The following is a 16,492-nucleotide window of genomic DNA, read 5'->3' on the forward strand; positions in this document are numbered from 1 at the left end:
TTCATCTAGGAAACAGGAAACGATTCCAGTTCAAAGAGAGGTTGCCGAGTGCGTGAATAATAATAAAGATCAGAAAATTACGATAGAGGATGTAGCTAAAAAAGCGGGAGTTGGAATAGCAACCGTCTCGCGGGCTATTAATAATACAAGCGGCATCAGTGCCAAGACAAAGGCGAAAGTGCTGGAAGCCATTGAAGAGCTTGGGTTCACCCCGAACACTTCGGCACAAAGTTTAAAAGTACGCCACACCCACCAGATTGCACTTGTGGTATCCGATATTCGTAATGCCATTATGCCGGAGATTGCTTGGTCTGTAGAGCAGACGGCCAAACATTATGGATATCGTGTAGTCCAAATCAATACTTCAGGAAATGCGAGGGCGGAGCTTGAAGCAATTCACGAAGTGAAAAAACTCCATGTAGATGGAATGATCATTCTTCCGCTTGCTTACCCCAAAACGCTGGGAGATCTGATTAGTAAGTCTCCTGTACCGATATCTATTATTAATTATGGAAAAAAGCTAGGCCCTGAATATAAGGCAGATATTGTGTGTATGTCCAAGCAGGAAGGGAACCTTGTCATGGAGCATCTGCTGAAAATGGGACGGACGAGGATTGCTTATGCCGGAGCAGCCAAAGATATGATCGAAGAGCGGTATTTTGCCTATGAGCGTGCGCTTCCGCAAGTTGATATTTCATTAACTTATTTCGGGGATGACTTTTCACTTCAGACCGGGATGGAGGCAGCTAATTATTTTTATAGCCTAAAGGAAATGCCAGATGCGGTCTATGCTTGTAACGATATGATTGCGATTGGGATGGTGAATCGTTTCAAGGAACTAGGCGTACGTGTTCCCGAAGATGTAGCCATTGTGGGTATTGATAATAATTCGTGGACGACACTTACATCCCCTCAGATTAGTTCGGTCACGATCTTAGGCGATGAGTGTGCTCGTCTTGCTACGGAACTGCTCATTAAGCGAATTAAGGAGAATAATCAGGCTCCCTATGAGAAAGTTGAGTTTGAACCAAGACTGATCGTGAGAGAATCTAGTGTACCGATGAAAAGAACTCCATTACAGTAAGAAGGCGAAGAGAATTCTCCTCGTAAGTGGGAAAAATAAAATGATAAACAGGGAATCACGCCAATTGCGGGATTCTTTTCTTTTTATCTAAAATTTCGAATTCATATTCAGTTCATTATTTTTCGGTATGATTTAGGTTTCTCACAGTTAGAATACATCTAGTAAAATACATAAATTTCAGCTCTCAAAGTAAACTTTAGGTTTACACGGGGGATGCTGATGAGACAGGCTTGACTTAAAAATGGGTATTATTGATTTTCTTTGATCAATGTGATGAAACGGGTGGTTTCACCTTTAGTTGCTTCAGCTATATATGAATTATAGGGAGGACTTTTATATCATGGCTAAAATTTTGGTGGTAGACGATGAAGCTCATATTCGAGAACTTATTGAATTATTTCTGAAACGGGAAGGTTTAGATGTCTACCAGGCAAAGGATGGAGAAGATGCGCTCAACATGCTTGATTCCATGAAGCCGGATCTTGTAATTATCGATATTATGATGCCGGGTATGGACGGCTGGGAACTATGCGGTCACCTAAGGGCATGGAGCGATATTCCGATTCTTATGCTTACGGCTAAGGGAGAAACCGAGGATAAAGTGAAAGGTTTTGAACTTGGTACAGATGATTATATGGTTAAACCTTTTGCACCCCAAGAGCTGGTCGTTAGAGTAAAGGCTCTGCTCAAAAGATACCGGGTCTCCATGGATCAAACGGTAAAAGTAGGGAGACTTACACTAGATCGTCCTTCGTTCCAGGTGATATCGGAACATTCTTCTGTGACACTGCCTCTTAAGGAATTTGAACTGCTCTATAAACTGGCCAGTTATTCAGGGATTACTTTTACGAGAGAGCAGCTCATTGAAGATATTTGGGGGCTTGATTACGAGGGAGACGAGCGAACGGTAGATGTTCACATTAAAAGACTGCGGGAGCGGTTTCCTGATCATCAGACGGGTTTTCGGATTGTCACGATTCGGGGGCTTGGATATCGGCTCGAGGAACTTGTATGATTCGCAGTTTGTATGTGCGGGTTGTGCTTACTTTTATTGCAGTCACTGTTATTAGTTTATTAATTTCATCATTCATCGCTTTTCGATGGTTTGAAAAGGATGTAAACCGCGATATGTCTGCTGAACTGATGAAAGAAGGAGCGAAAGTACAGCAGTTGTATGATGCGTGGCAGCCGGAAGACTTATCTGTATTTGTTGAGCAGACTTCAAGCCTCATACGGGAGCTCCATATTACACTGGTTGGTCCAGATGGACAAACGATAGATAGTGAAGATAAGGGACAGAATCCACCAATCAAAAAGGGGAATTATGCGGAAAAAGTGGACACGGTACTGAGCGGAGCAAATGCGATTATCCAGGAGGAGAGCCAACAAGGAGGCCCCATGCGTCCGGTTGCGATTGGTGTACCTTTACAAACGACAGATGGGGTATACGCCATGTTCTTACAGCCTAATCTAAAACCGCAGCGTGAAAATTTTAGGCGGAATAATACCATGATTAATTTGACATCTTTGCTTGTCGGCAGTTTTCTTATCTTGATGGCTTCGCGTTTTCTCGTAAGCCCGCTGAAGAAGATGACCAGTGCTACAAGGCAAATTGCCCGCGGTGATTTCAGAATCAATCTTCGTATGAAACGCAGAGATGAGATTGGGGAGCTGGCAGAGAGCATTCAGCTTATGGCGAGTGAACTCGGTCAACTGGAACAGATGCGTAAAGATTTTGTATCAAATGTATCTCATGAAATGCAGACACCGCTTACTTCCATTCACGGTTTCTCGCAGGCGCTCACGATTAGTGAACTTAGTGATAAAGAGCGGATTCGGTACGCAAGTATTATTGAAACGGAAAGTGAACGTTTATCCAGGCTCATTCGCAATTTGCTGAAGCTGTCATCTCTTGACTCAGACAAGCATCCTTTTCAGATCGAAGCATACAGGCTTGATCGTCAGCTGAGAGACGTCATTTTAACTTTGGAACCGATATGGACCAGCAAGTCGATCACCTTTCATCTTCATTTGCAGGAGCTCGTAATTCAGGCAGATCGAGATCAGCTCAGTCAGGTATGGACTAACCTGATTCATAATGCACTGAAGTTTTCTTCCGAAGGAGGCAGCATCGAAATTTCGATGACCCGAGAACGAGGCTATGCGGTTGTTGCGATTAGAGATTATGGAGAAGGGATGGCTAAAGAAGATTTACAGCGGATCTTCGAGAGATTTTATAAAGCTGATGCTTCTCGTAATCGCTACGAAGGCAGCGGACTCGGATTATCGATTGCGAAGAAGATTATTGATCTTCATGAGGGCCGAATTCAGGTGGAATCCGAGCTTGGAGTTGGGACGACTTTTAGAGTGTATCTTAGATTGTAACAGGGGATTTCATATAGTGTGGATATCTTATAGGAAAGGCCTCCACCATTCATACTCAGTTCATAATGATTCCGTATAGTGACCTATAAGAATCATAGGGGAGTGAGAGAGGTAATGGAAGGGCAGGTCATGTATTCTATCGTGGTTCCCGTATATAACGAGGAAGAGATAATCCAGGTTACGTACAGCCGGCTAACGAAGATTATGGAACAGACGGGACAACCGTATGAACTTATTTTTGTGAATGATGGCAGCACAGATCACACGATGGATATTTTGACACAGGCTGCTCTGATCGACTCCTCCGTTCGGGTTATCGAATTCTCACGTCGTTTTGGTCAGCAAATGGCACTAACAGCAGGAATGGATGCTGCAAAAGGGCAGGCAATTATTGTTATGAATGCGGACCTGAAAGATCCGCCGGAACGAATCCATGACATGATCAAACTTTGGAATCAAGGGTATGATGTCGTAAATGCTAAACGAAGAGAACGCGGGAATGATACAGGAAGGAAACGAGTGCCAGCAGCTGTGTACAACCGTATCCTGAAAGGTTTGACGAATAATAATGTTCCTGTAGTTCCAGATGATTTCCGGCTGATTGACCGGAAGGTGAACGAAGCTCTGAAGTTGTTTCGGGCAAAGAATCGAACCCTTCGGGGGCTCGTCAGCTGGGCAGGCTTCAGACAGTTTGAGCTTGAATATGATCAAGAGGAACAGAATGCAGGGCAAACCAAGCATCCATTACGTAAAAAGATACAATTAATAGTGAAAAGTATAACCTCTTTCTCTGATAAACCTCTCAAAATGGCATCATATGCAGGGGGGTTCATCTTCTGTATGAGTTTTGTCAGCTTGCTAGTAACCCTATGCTTACCAATGTTCACGAATATCAAGGTAGCTGGGTGGGTATGGCTCCTACTGGTCACTCTCTCGCTTAATGGGATTATGATGATGATCCTCGGAGTAATGGGAGCGTACATGGTTAGAATTTACGATGAAGCAAGGGACAGACCTTTATATATTGTGAGGGAGAAGATAGGGTTTGATGAGCGGGGAAGGAGCCAGCCAGTAGAAGTGGATCATACTCCAAAAGTTGAAAACGATGGACTTCCTGATGCTCTTCCTTCTTTTAACGATACCTCCTCTTATCATAGATAACAGTGCCAATCACTGTTTAAGCATATATATAGAAAAGACCCTCTATAAGATGATCTGTATAACAGATATCTTAAGAGGGTCTTTGTTTGTATAAATCATTAAATGATGAATTTGATCCGATTAAATAAATAAATTAATGCCTGATTGATCTGCTTGACCGAGATAATATCCTACTCCGCCTATTTTCACACCATCAATGAGTTCTTCTTTCTGTATTCCCATCACATCCATAGACATCTGACAGGCCACGAGCTCAATCCCTTGTTCTTTAGCGGTTTCCATTAAATCCTCAACGGACGAGATGTTATTCTTTTTCATAACGCCGCGAATCATCTTCGATCCAGCTCCCATCATATTCATGCGGGATAAAGGAAGCTTACGACTGCCGCGCGGCATCATGAGCCCAAACATTTTGCCGAGAAAATCTTTTTTCACTTGCACAGATTCGGATTTACGAAGGACATTCAGTCCCCAGAAGGTGAAGAACATGGTGACTTTCTTGCCGCTTGCTGCTGCACCGTTTGCGATGATGAAGGAGGCAATGGCCTTATCTAGATCCCCGCTGAATACGACCATGGTTGTTCCTTCGGGCGTTTTAGCAACACTCGCGACGTTACTTGGTTCCGCAGATCCATTTGCTGTGTCTTTGCTGTTTATTTCTGTTTCCTTTTTCTTTAAAAGTGCTTTGATCTGCCCATCAGGTAATCGCTCCACCTGAAGCGCGTCATGGTTAGACATGCGTGCAAAGGATTTGACATCTTCGTAAAAGCCGGGATCGGTTGCCGTAATTTGTAGCACTTGTCCTGGGCTCAGACCATCCATAGCTCTTTTGGCCTCGATAAGAGGTCCGGGGCAGGATAAGCCGCAGGCATCCAGATGGAAGTCAGCAGAAATGTTATTTTCAGATAATTGCTTTGTCCCATTTGAATGAGCTGCATCTACGGAGTTCGTCGCTGCAGGTGCAGGAGTGGATGCAGGCGTAGATGTTAATGTTGATGTTGGTGTTGATGTAGATGAAGATGTAGCAATTTTCTTCTCCGGTTTAAATGTACTCATCTTATACGTCTTGTACCCTCCTGTCAGATTGCGAACACGATAGCCATGCTGCTGTAAAATGCGGGCAGCGGTGTATCCGCGCAGACCAACTTGGCAGTATACCCAAATTTCTTTGTCACGATCCAACTCATGCATACGTTCTCTCAGCTCATCCACCGGAATATGCAGGGAACCAGGAATATGTCCATTCTGATGCTCAATTGAAGATCTCACATCGACCAGTAAAGACTCGCTAGAATTCCTGTCACTCAGTTCTTCTGGTGTAAATACATTCATTCGTCCTGTCACTACATTCTCCGCAACATAACCCAGCATATTTACAGGGTCCTTAGCAGAGGAGAAAGGAGGAGCATAGGCCAGATCGAGTTCGGTGAGGTCAGTAACAGTTCCGCCAAAATGGAGAACGGTCGCGATATCATCTATACGCTTGTCCACACCTATTCTTCCCACGGCCTGTGCTCCGAGAATCACACCTTGCGGATCAAACAAAAGCTTGATCGTCATTGGTGTTGCTCCAGGGTAATAAGCTGCATGTGCATTAGGATGCACATAGACAGTGTGATAGTCGGTATCGAGCTCTTTCAGCTTCTTCTCGGTAAGTCCGGTTTGGGCACCAGTCAGTTGAAATACTTTAATAATGGATGTTCCGTGGCCGCCTTTATAAGTTGTTTTAAGTCCGGCAACTCGGTCTGCTGCAATCCGGCCTTGTTTATTGGCGGGGCCGGCAAGCGGGATGGCGGTAACTGCTCCGTCTTCATGAATCTCTACGGCATCACCGACTGCATAGATATTTGGTATGTTGGTTTCTAGTGCCGTATTGACCTGTATATGACCGCGGCTTCCAAGGGCAATGCCGCTGTCTTTCAGAAAACCGGTATCTGGTTTCACACCCACGGCGAGGATGACAAGGCCACTCGTGAGCACTCGGCCGCTGCGGAGAGTAAGGGTGACTTTGCCGTTTGTGTCTTTAAAGGACTCTACCGTGTCCTGAAATAACAACTCCACTCCCTGTTGCTCCATTTCCTGAGCCATTATATTCGACATTTCGCGGTCAAATGTACCGAGAAGTTGATCCGCTGATTGGACCATCGTTACTTCAAGTCCAGCTTCCTTAAGGTTCTCAGCCATTTCCACCCCGATATAACCTCCGCCTACGACGACAGCTGTTTTTGTCTCAGGAGAGATCACCTGTTTTTTAATCCGATCGGTGTCTGGAATGTTCCGAACCGTATGGATTTGGGGGTGATCAATGCCTGGCAGAGCAGGGCGAATCGGTGCAGCACCTGGGGATAGGATGAGGGCATCATAACTCTCTTCATAAGTTCCTTTTTCTACACTGCGAACGGTCACTGTTTTTCTTTCGGGATGGACAGCAATTACCTCGCTCTTGGTACGAATATCAAGATTGAATCGCTGAATCATCGCTTCGGGTGTCTGCACAATAAGCTTAGAACGATCAGTGATCGTATCTCCGATATAGTACGGTAATCCACAGTTAGCAAATGATATGTATTCATCTCGTTCAAACATGATAATATGTGCTTCTTCATCGAGCCTTCGGAGCCGTGCAGCTGCGGATGCCCCGCCTGCTACGCCTCCCACAATGATGACTTTTTTACTCATTTATTTGTCCTCCTGAAAAAATAATTCCATTAACCCTTTTACGCGGGGGTCTTTTACTGTATAACGAACTTCAAGTCCATGCCGCTCCGTCTCAACGATGCCCATACTGCGTAGTTTCTGCAGATGCTGGGAGACTGTAGACTGTGGCAAACCAAGACATTCCTGCATGTAAGTCACATTACAGTGGCCTTTCGAGAGTAAACCTCTAACGATACAGAGTCTGACAGGGTGAGCGAGTGCTTTGAGACATTCGGACATCTCGTTATATTGTTTAATATCGTTATCCATCATTTCATTCCACCTCAGCAATTTATGTATCACTATATCGCAATATTACGTTATAATGATATTGAAGTCAAACGTTAAGCAAAAGAAAACCCAAGCACTCACATTTCTGCGAAGCCTGGGCTTAGGTTTCGATCTCGCTTTGTATGTTCTTTATCCCTTCACTGCTTGAAGAACGGCATACCCATAGGCAGGAACCACAATGGAGAGTTCTCCATTATTCACCGGTTGTTCCATACCAGAGAAGAGGTCAATATATTTATCAGATTTAACGGATACATTAAATTGCTCCGGTTCCTCCGATTTACTCATTAGCACAAGGATATCTTCCTTATCGTTTTTCCGCTCAAAAACGATTCTCTTCCCTTGTGGTTCGGCTTCAATGAACTGAATCTCGCCTGTCCGAAGCGCAGCATGGTTGAGACGGAGATGGATTAGTTTTTGGTAGAAAGAGAATAGTTCCCGGTCTTGCTTTTTTTCGTCCCATTCCATGCATTTACGGCAGTCTGGATCAAATTCTCCGTCCATTCCGATCTCGTCTCCATAATAAATGCACGGAGCGCCAAGATACGTAAACTGGAAGAGTGCGGCAAGTTTCATTTTGCGCTTATCTCCATTACAAAGGGTTAGTAGACGAGCGGTATCATGACTATCCAGCAAGTTAAAGGCAACTTCAGAAGCCTGGAGCTGATATCTAGATAACTGGCGACCGATCGAGTTAGCGAACTGGTAAGCATCCATCTTGTCGATTACAAAGAAATCATTAACCGCGTTGGTGAATGGATAGTTCATGGAGGCATCAAACTGATCTCCTTGCAGCCATGGTGAAGATTCGTTCCACACTTCTCCAAGAATATAAGCTTCAGGGTTCGCTTTTTTAACCGTACTGCGGAACTCACGCCAGAACTGATGATCGACTTCATTCGCTACATCAAGACGCCAGCCGTCTGTTCCCACTTCTTTGATCCAATATTCAGCTACCTTAAGTAAATATTCCTTCACCTCTGGGTTTTCGGTGTTAAGTTTCGGCATCAGCGGTTCAAAAGAAAAAGTCTCGTAGGTAGGAATGCCGTCTTCCACATCAATCGGGAATTTACGAACATGAAACCAATCTTTATATTTGGAATTCTCACCGTTCTCTAGTAAGTCGACAAAAGGCTTGAACGTACGTCCAGAGTGATTAAATACAGCATCAAGCAATACGCGGATTCCGCGTTCGTGGCATAAGTTGACGAGCTTCTTAAGTGTATCTGCATCACCAAAGTGACGATCCACTCGCAAATAGTCTTCTGTATCATATTTATGATTAGTGGTTGCTTCAAAAACAGGGGTAAAGTAGATGGCTGTGATCCCCAGTTCAGATAAATAATCGAGATGATCAATTACGCCTTGAAGATCACCGCCAAAGAAATTATCTCGTTCCGGCTTACCGCCCCAAGGGAGGACTCCTTCCGGGTCGTTACTTGGATCTCCGTTAGCAAAACGCTCAGGAAAGATCTGATAAAACACGGCATCTTTAACCCAAGCGGGCGGGGTGAAGACATCAACCGGATTAATATAAGGGAATTCAAACATCCGGTCTGGAGTTTCCGGTTCTTCTTCTAAAAATTCATTTTCGTCCATCCATATCGATTCATTATCACTCTCCAGATGGAAGGCATACCGTAACCGGTGATAAGGCGGTTTAACTTCGCATGTAAAATAATCAAACATAGAATCAGATGTCCATTTTCTAAGCGGAAGATACATTTTTGTTTTCTCCCAGTCATATTTGTCACCGGCAAGAAGCGTGATTTGGTGGACATCATCTCGTTTGGTGCGAATCCGGATATGGATCGTATCTTTGTCATATGCGTAGGCCCAGTGCTGTTTTGGGTGATGATAGATAGCTTCTAATAACATGAGAGAACCTCCTGAGTAGTAATGATGGTGTACTAAATTTTATAAAGAGTAAATCAATTTCATCATACCTCTAGTTACTTTCATCAGAACTATATATAGATCGAAACGGGTTCATTTGTCTATATATATATAGTTACAATTCATCGTTGAAGAGTTATGAATCTGGGTGTAGCTGGTATCATCGGAATTTGGTTCAGAGAACATTCAATCTGTTTTATCTTTACCCACATTAAAAAAGGTACAACCTAAAGAGAGGATCATTCTCCGAGGTTGTACCTGAAAGTCATCAGATAACATTGCCTTTAATTTATGTTTCTTCTACATTATGTATGAGATGTATGAGAAGATACGATTTCATAATATACCATTTTAGTTAATTTATGCAATATTGAATGAGGAGTTAAGTAAGAATGGTTGAGTTTCATCCGGCCTTCTTATTCAATCGAAGTACCGGATGAGGAGAGCTGAATCCATTTCATAACTCATTAAAAAGATAAATTTGCAACTATATATAGACAAATAGAACCATTTTGATATATATACTCCTGATTACAGCAACGAAAGGTATTTTTGAAATTGATTCGGTTATAATAAATTTTTGATATTTGTCCGAAGGACCTGGCAGGAGTATTCGAACAGTTTCATTTCCTCTTCTGCTAGCTGAAGCTCGATAACCTCTTCGATTCCTCTGCCTCCAATTATGGCAGGAACACCAACGCATATATCTTTTTGTCCGTACTCTCCATCTAGAATAGAAGAAACGGCGATAATCTTATGATCATCCGTCAGGATGGAACGAGTAATGAACGCTATGGCACTGCCGATACCGAACTGAGTCGATCCTTTTCGGGTGAAGATCTCCCAGCCTGCATCCCGTGTCTTGCGGGAAATATCAGCAAGATCAAGATGCTTAAATCGTTCCTTATGCTGATCAAGGATATGAAGAATAGGTTTACCGCCGATCGTCACATGAGACCAGGCTACAAATTGAGACTCTCCATGTTCTCCAAGTGCATATCCATGGACACTGCGCGGATCGATAGAGAAAATTTCCGAGAGGATGGTTTTCAGTCTTGAAGAATCAATGGAAGTACCTGTTCCAATAACTTGGCTTCTCGGTAGACCAGACAGTTTCCAGACGAGATAAGTAATAATATCCACGGGGTTCGCAGCGACTACAAACACACCTTGAAATCCGCTTTCCATAATAGGAGCCACAATTTCTTTTGTAATCGTAACGGCTTCTTCTAATATATCTAGACGAGTCTGACCTGGTTTTGGGTTAGCCCCCGCCGTAATAATAATGACATCCATATCTTTGCAATCCGCATAGGTTCCAGCATGTACCTTTGTCCGTTGGTAAGTAAAATCCATGCTGTGTGACAAATCAAGCGCTTGACCGAGTGCTTTTTCATAGGTTCGCCCGATCAGCATAATTTCACCCGCGATGGCTTGATTAATCATTGAGTATGCTGCACTCGAACCGACAAGACCTGCCCCAACAATCGCCACTTTTCCTGTTCTGCTTCTCATCGCCCATTGCCCTCCCGTTATAAACCGCACATGAAGAATAGAGAAACGAAGTTTTCTCCGTTTTATTATCCTTATATTCTATGCATGCATCTATTTAACGTTACATAAGATAACATAATTTTTGTGTATTTATCAATAATCAAACAATACCACCCATTATTTAGGAGGTAACCTCACATTCTAATGACAGGAGGGAGCTAAAGGATGGGAAGAACAGGGGAAGGTTCTGTCGAATGATAACGGAGAAAAGTCATAATTTATACCCGACAAAACTTCTTACGATACCGCATTCTTAGAAGAATTACGCCAAAGGAAATAAGATGAAAAGAACGAATTTAGAGTATAACAAGATTTATAGAGAGTCACCTGTGAGTGAAACGTCTCTATAAATGCTTGTCCATTAAATTAAGTACTCAGCTTAATGAGAATGATGTAACGAACGAATCCATTAGATAAGACTGTTGCTCGCGCAAACAACAGTTCTTAAGACGCCCTTATCCATTAGTTGACCAACGCAGGCATGGTTCATGACGAATGTTTTTACAAACCAATTGATTGTAAAATCCGGGAGGTAATGAATATGAATATGCATTTGAATGGTAACGAAACAGGAGCAACGACGGAGACTGCAAAAGAACTGGGCATTGGAGCGAGCACACTTCGTAAATATGCGGCGGCACTCGAAGAGCAAGGGTATCATTTTGAACGTGCGGCAAACAAGTCTAGATTATTTGGTAACCGTGATATTGAGCGGGTGAAAACTCTCATGACACTTCTCCGTGAGAAGAACCTGCCATTGCAAGATGCGGCTGTTATTGTCATGGAGATCGGCAGTGAAAAAGCGGCTGCTGCAAAAGAGATCGTGAACCCGGCATTGGCACACCATGCGGCTGCAACGGTTCAGACGCATTCGTCTGTAGAGCAGAAACAAGTTCTTCAGACGGCAGAGGTGACTTCTGCCCAAATGGAACAAATGAATGTAGAATGGCAGATGCTCCAAGAGCGTATGGTGGAGCTTGAGCGAGAGCATGCAAAACTTCGTAAACAAAACGATGACCTGCAAGTGCTGGTGGAAGAACAGCAAACATGGATGCGGGAGAAACTGGAAGAGGACCGAGATCGCCAGCTGATTACGAATCTACGCAGCTATCAAGGACGGAAACAGAAGGCAAAGACCAAGGGGCATTCCCTCCGAATGTTATTTGGATTGCTTCCGAAAAGCAGGAGGGAGGCATGATGATGAGAGGGGGCATGGTGAAAATGCAGATGCAGAACAAAGCATTATCTCGCACCCATCGTAAACAGTCTCTTCGCTCACTTTATCGTCAGAAAGATTCAGTCCAAATTACAGGGCCTCCGGTAACTCAGGGTTTTTATTTTTAGATATTTAGAGTTACAATAGAAAGGAGGATTCGATAAAAGCGACAAGGAGAGCCACAAATGATTATTCTAAAAAGTAAAGACGAGATTCAATATATGAAGAAGGCTGGCGAGATTCTTGCCGCTTGTCATAGAGAGATTGCAGGGCTCATCCGCCCAGGCATTCAAACTCAGGAGATTGATGCTTTTGCAGAAAGCTTTATGAAAAAACATGGTGCAACACCAGAGCAAAAAGGGTATAACGGATATCCATATGCGACTTGTGCCTCGGTTAATGACGTGATCTGTCACGGTTTCCCTGGGAAATACGCGCTGAAAGACGGGGATATCGTTACCATTGATATGGTTGTTAATCTCGATGGCTGGCTTGCGGATTCCGCATGGTCTTATGCTGTAGGTAATGTATCCGAACCTGCACAGAAGCTGCTGGATGTAACCAAAACATCCCTTTATAAAGGAATTGAAAAAGCCGTTATCGGCAACCGGATCGGGGATATCTCGAATGCGATTCAGGTATATGCGGAAGCAGAAGGATTCTCTGTAGTACGTGAATTTATTGGTCACGGAATCGGACAAGACATGCATGAAGAACCGCAAGTACCTCACTATGGTCCTGCCGGACGCGGTCCGCGTCTGAAAGAAGGCATGGTAATTACAATTGAACCGATGCTGAACATCGGAACCTATCGCAGTAAGCTAGACAGTGATGGCTGGACTGCCCGGACACAAGATGGCGAATTGTCTGCTCAATATGAGCATACGATTGCGATTACCGCAGATGGTCCTATTATTTTGACTGAACAATAAATACAAGCCGGTAAAGAGATGTGAGGAGAAGAGACGTACTTTTCCCATATACTTTAGGCAGTAAAGAGATCATAACGTAAGAAACAGGACTCCTTTTATCCTCCACATAAAGAGAGCCCTGTTTCTTTGTGTTTTCTTTTATTATAGGCGGCCGGATAGTTAGATTACGCACTGACAATAATAGCAACATACCCTAAGATGAAGCGGACACACTGCGAGAGGGCAGGTGTAAGTATGGTTAGAAAGGATGTCTGCACAAATTGAATAGCCGTAAAAATAAACGTACATTGGGAAGTCCTCTGTTATGGGGAGCAGGAATTGTCGTTATTTTATTGATAGTACTAGCAGTAATCAGTGGAAGTGAGAAGGAAGAAGAGTCAAAGGTACTCACGGCGGTAACGAACGAAGAAGTGTCCACCTTTTTGGAGCATGGTGAGTCAGGGTTTCTATATGTGGGCCGTCCTACATGTCCATTCTGTCGTGAGTTTATGCCGGTGTTAGAGAATGCTTCACAAAGTACAGGTCAGACGGTGTATTATTACAATACAGATGAAGGCCGTGAGCAAGATGAAGAAAAATTAGGGGCATTATTAGACCAGCTTAAGATTGAATCTGTGCCTGCTCTTCTCTATATAGAGAATGGCAAAGAAGCAGACCGGTTAACGCCCGGAACAATAGATGAGGAAGCGATCGTTGCTTTTTTAAATAGCAAAAAGTAAAAAGCTCTAGAAATTGAACACATCCGGTGTTCGATTCCAGAGCTTTTTTTATCCACTTAAGAACTCATGGTAGACTCCTTGACCCCAAAAGTTTCGTTGTAATGCCGCAGCATATACAGCCGCCAGTGAAGCAGCATCCCAAAAGCCAAAACAAAAAATAAGGCTCCTGTCTGAACTACGGTTATATAATTCTGTATGAATTCATGAAGTAGTAAGCGAACCGTAAGCAAACCGAGCAAGATGAACATAAAGCTTTTGGAGCTCGAAACATAGATCTGCCCATCTCTTTTCTCGAACTTGGTGCTTTTAATGAGCGGGTATGCAAATAAAAACCAACCAACCAAAAAAGCAACAATGGCCCATAGAAACGGGATGTGCGTTTGCGGCACGATAAACATCATAAATCCGGTGCTCATACCAAGGGGCGGAATGATAATCTTCCGTTTGGTAATGGGTCTGTTTGCTGCTTTCATACGAATAAAAATAGCACTAAGCGCAATAAAGATCATACCAATGGTTGCTGCAATTTGTAAAAATGAAGAGCTTATCGGCACGTATAGGACCTCTCTTTTGCGTGAAATCAAATTTATCTTCATTATATCATATCTCAATGAAAACACTCTTACCTAGTTGTTTTATGATTTGGATGTGAACTAAGCTTCTTTTCATTTCTTACCACCCGAATTATACTTAGACTGTGCTTGCCAAAGCAATAATAGATAAAGATATAAAGGATGGTGAATGCGTGGAATCTGATATCTGGAAACCTGCCGTAATCCTTGGGATTTTGGTGCTGATTTTAATCCTTGTTAATTATCCGTGGATTCAGTGGAGAGCAAACCCCAGTCGGACGATCGATATTGCGATTATTGATAAGTCAGTATCGGATCTGAATTATAACGAGCATAAAGGTCTAATTTGGATTTTAAACCAACAAAAGATAAAGGACCGAACTGGTCACGCTTATGTTAATGAGGAGAGTTATTACGGATTCAACCCAAGTGCTGTTAATCATATTCAGTCCCTTCCTTCTACGCTGCGAGGGAAAGATCTGATTTATGCAGCAGATACATATGGTATATACAAAAAGGAGCAACAAGCAGATCGGTCACACAAACAAAAGTTAATCTATGGCGGAATGAAATCAGAAGATGTCCAGAAAATACAGTATGCGACAGCAACAGGGACGACTTTTGTTGGTGAATATAATATTCTTGGTGACCCTACAGATAAGGAAGTCAGACAACAACTTGAAAATATGTTTGGTATAGAATGGACGGGTTGGAAGGGCAGATATTACAAAGAATTAGCGAATGTGTCTACACTTTTGAAACAGAAGTACACTCTCGTAGCTGGAGAAAAATGGACCTACCAGAGAGAGGGAATCATATTCATCAATGAAGAAGAGAACATGGTGGTGTTGGACAGCAGCGATTTAGAGGCTAGGTCATTTGGAGTTGAATTCTCGGAAAAAGGGTACGAATGGAGCCAGGTGAAAGGGAAAACAAGCTATCATGGATGGTTTGATATTGTAGAACCTCGCACAAGGGCTGAGGTAATGGCAGAGTATACGATGGATCTGTCACAGTCTGGAGCAGAGAAGTTAACAGCGGCGGGGATTCCCGATCATTTTCCTTCCATTACTCGGTTTGATCATACAACACATTATACTTATTATTTTTCAGGAGATTATGCAAACCGTGTGGACACGCCCTACCCTACTCAGTATATAGGCTGGGATGCAGTCATGAAGTTTTTTATTCCAAGAACACATCAAAATGCATTCTACTGGGAAGTATACGTACCGGTTATGAAGCAGATTTTCAGTGAGATTAAAGCATCGTCGTGAGAAACAGATCATGAAAACAGGTCATTAAAATAACAAGGTGGCCTGTCTTGACAAATGAAACTGTCACCATTATAGTAACATTTTTACATGTGTTTCCAGTAGGTAGTAAATCATGGTTTGATTTTAGGGGGGTTGCGTAACATAATAGGGTAGAAACAGATAAGCACGGTAAGATTATGGGAGGGCGGATAATGAACAGTGAGTTTACCATTGCGGTGCATGGTCTGTTGTATCTGGGGGTCCGAGAAGGACGTATTGCGAAAAGTGAAGATATTGCCGAAAGCGTGACAACTCATCCAGCGAGAGTACGGAAAGTTCTAAGTGTACTCCGTAAGCATAGATATGTGACAACCAAAGAAGGAGCCCATGGAGGATATATGCTTAGCAGCAATCCCCGTGATGTTAAGTTAGGAGATTTATACCGACTATTTGCATTCGGTTCTTTTGCACCGCACTGGCGTTCTGGGGACGAAAGTTCGAATTGTATCGTTTCTTCGAATATCAAAGAAGTTATGGGTACGATTTATGAGGATGGAGAACGGGTAGTAGAGCGGTATTTGGATAGTATCACCCTTGAAGAAGTACAGAAGAGGTTAATAGAAAAGGAAAAGCATCGTGCGAACCGTCTCTAAGTAAAGGGAGACGGAACACGCAAAGTCTGGCTGAGAAGCCGGGCTTTTTTTATTTTAATTTTCCTTTATTAGATTT

The 16,492-nt window shown here is 43.1% G+C and carries 15 protein-coding genes; 10 read left to right on the forward strand and 5 right to left on the reverse strand.

Annotated features, from left to right (window positions below):
• Positions 1–52 precede the first annotated feature (52 nt).
• From QPK24_RS02120 to QPK24_RS02135, 4 genes are all read left to right on the forward strand, one after another.
• Positions 53–1,084: a LacI family DNA-binding transcriptional regulator gene (locus QPK24_RS02120; RefSeq protein ID WP_285745755.1), complete on the forward strand. Its 1,032-nt coding sequence runs from the start codon at positions 53–55 to the stop codon at positions 1,082–1,084.
• Positions 1,085–1,424: 340 nt separating this feature from the next.
• Positions 1,425–2,099: a response regulator transcription factor gene (locus QPK24_RS02125; protein WP_213533014.1), complete on the forward strand. Its 675-nt coding sequence runs from the start codon at positions 1,425–1,427 to the stop codon at positions 2,097–2,099.
• Positions 2,096–3,469: a sensor histidine kinase gene (locus QPK24_RS02130; RefSeq protein WP_285745758.1), complete on the forward strand. Its 1,374-nt coding sequence runs from the start codon at positions 2,096–2,098 to the stop codon at positions 3,467–3,469. Before QPK24_RS02125 ends, QPK24_RS02130 begins: the two co-directional genes overlap by 4 nt.
• A 114-nt stretch (positions 3,470–3,583) precedes the next feature.
• Complete coding sequence (locus QPK24_RS02135) at positions 3,584–4,630, forward strand: glycosyltransferase family 2 protein (protein WP_285745761.1); 1,047 nt, start codon at positions 3,584–3,586, stop codon at positions 4,628–4,630.
• A gap of 120 nt (positions 4,631–4,750) precedes the next feature.
• On the opposite strand, the gene QPK24_RS02140 is transcribed toward QPK24_RS02135, so the two are convergent.
• The 4 genes from QPK24_RS02140 to QPK24_RS02155 form a co-directional block, all read right to left on the reverse strand.
• Complete coding sequence (locus QPK24_RS02140; protein WP_285745763.1) at positions 4,751–7,309, reverse strand: CoA-disulfide reductase; 2,559 nt, start codon at positions 7,307–7,309, stop codon at positions 4,751–4,753.
• The gene (locus QPK24_RS02145; RefSeq protein WP_213533010.1) at positions 7,310–7,597 is read right to left on the reverse strand and encodes an ArsR/SmtB family transcription factor; all 288 of its coding nucleotides are present in this window, start codon (positions 7,595–7,597) and stop codon (positions 7,310–7,312) included.
• A gap of 150 nt (positions 7,598–7,747) precedes the next feature.
• Positions 7,748–9,496 carry an alpha-glycosidase gene (locus tag QPK24_RS02150; RefSeq protein ID WP_285745765.1) on the reverse strand — a complete coding sequence of 583 codons (1,749 nt, stop codon included), beginning with the start codon at positions 9,494–9,496 and terminating at the stop codon, positions 7,748–7,750.
• A 585-nt stretch (positions 9,497–10,081) separates the two neighbouring features.
• Entirely contained in the window at positions 10,082–11,029 is a 948-nt protein-coding gene (locus tag QPK24_RS02155) for an L-lactate dehydrogenase (protein ID WP_160035021.1), read from the reverse strand.
• 580 nt (positions 11,030–11,609) lie between these two features.
• Here QPK24_RS02155 and QPK24_RS02160 point away from each other — a divergent pair.
• The 4 genes from QPK24_RS02160 (at position 11,610) to QPK24_RS02175 (ending at position 13,935) form a co-directional block, all read left to right on the forward strand.
• Positions 11,610–12,266 (forward strand): MerR family transcriptional regulator, encoded by a 657-nt coding sequence (locus QPK24_RS02160; RefSeq protein WP_285745769.1) that lies wholly within the window; start codon positions 11,610–11,612, stop codon positions 12,264–12,266.
• Positions 12,263–12,412: a hypothetical protein gene (locus QPK24_RS02165; RefSeq protein WP_160035025.1), complete on the forward strand. Its 150-nt coding sequence runs from the start codon at positions 12,263–12,265 to the stop codon at positions 12,410–12,412. Before QPK24_RS02160 ends, QPK24_RS02165 begins: the two co-directional genes overlap by 4 nt.
• 57 nt (positions 12,413–12,469) lie before the next feature.
• On the forward strand, positions 12,470–13,216 hold the full coding sequence (map, locus tag QPK24_RS02170) for a type I methionyl aminopeptidase (protein WP_213533002.1): 747 nt from the start codon (positions 12,470–12,472) through the stop codon (positions 13,214–13,216).
• Positions 13,217–13,476: 260 nt separating this feature from the next.
• Positions 13,477–13,935 carry a thioredoxin family protein gene (locus QPK24_RS02175; RefSeq protein ID WP_285745773.1) on the forward strand — a complete coding sequence of 153 codons (459 nt, stop codon included), beginning with the start codon at positions 13,477–13,479 and terminating at the stop codon, positions 13,933–13,935.
• Between the two features lie 56 nt (positions 13,936–13,991).
• On the opposite strand, the gene QPK24_RS02180 is transcribed toward QPK24_RS02175, so the two are convergent.
• On the reverse strand, positions 13,992–14,489 hold the full coding sequence (locus QPK24_RS02180; RefSeq protein ID WP_407082947.1) for a CcdC family protein: 498 nt from the start codon (positions 14,487–14,489) through the stop codon (positions 13,992–13,994).
• 191 nt (positions 14,490–14,680) lie between these two features.
• Here QPK24_RS02180 and QPK24_RS02185 point away from each other — a divergent pair, with 191 nt between their 5' ends.
• Positions 14,681–15,784, forward strand: a complete 1,104-nt coding sequence (locus tag QPK24_RS02185) for a hypothetical protein (protein ID WP_285745775.1) — start codon at positions 14,681–14,683, stop codon at positions 15,782–15,784.
• Positions 15,785–15,975: 191 nt separating this feature from the next.
• Entirely contained in the window at positions 15,976–16,416 is a 441-nt protein-coding gene (locus QPK24_RS02190; RefSeq protein ID WP_285745777.1) for an Rrf2 family transcriptional regulator, read from the forward strand.
• Positions 16,417–16,492: the final 76 nt, after the last annotated feature.

Origin of the sequence: Paenibacillus polygoni (genome assembly GCF_030263935.1) — a bacterium.
Taxonomy (GTDB): domain Bacteria; phylum Bacillota; class Bacilli; order Paenibacillales; family Paenibacillaceae; genus Paenibacillus; species Paenibacillus polygoni.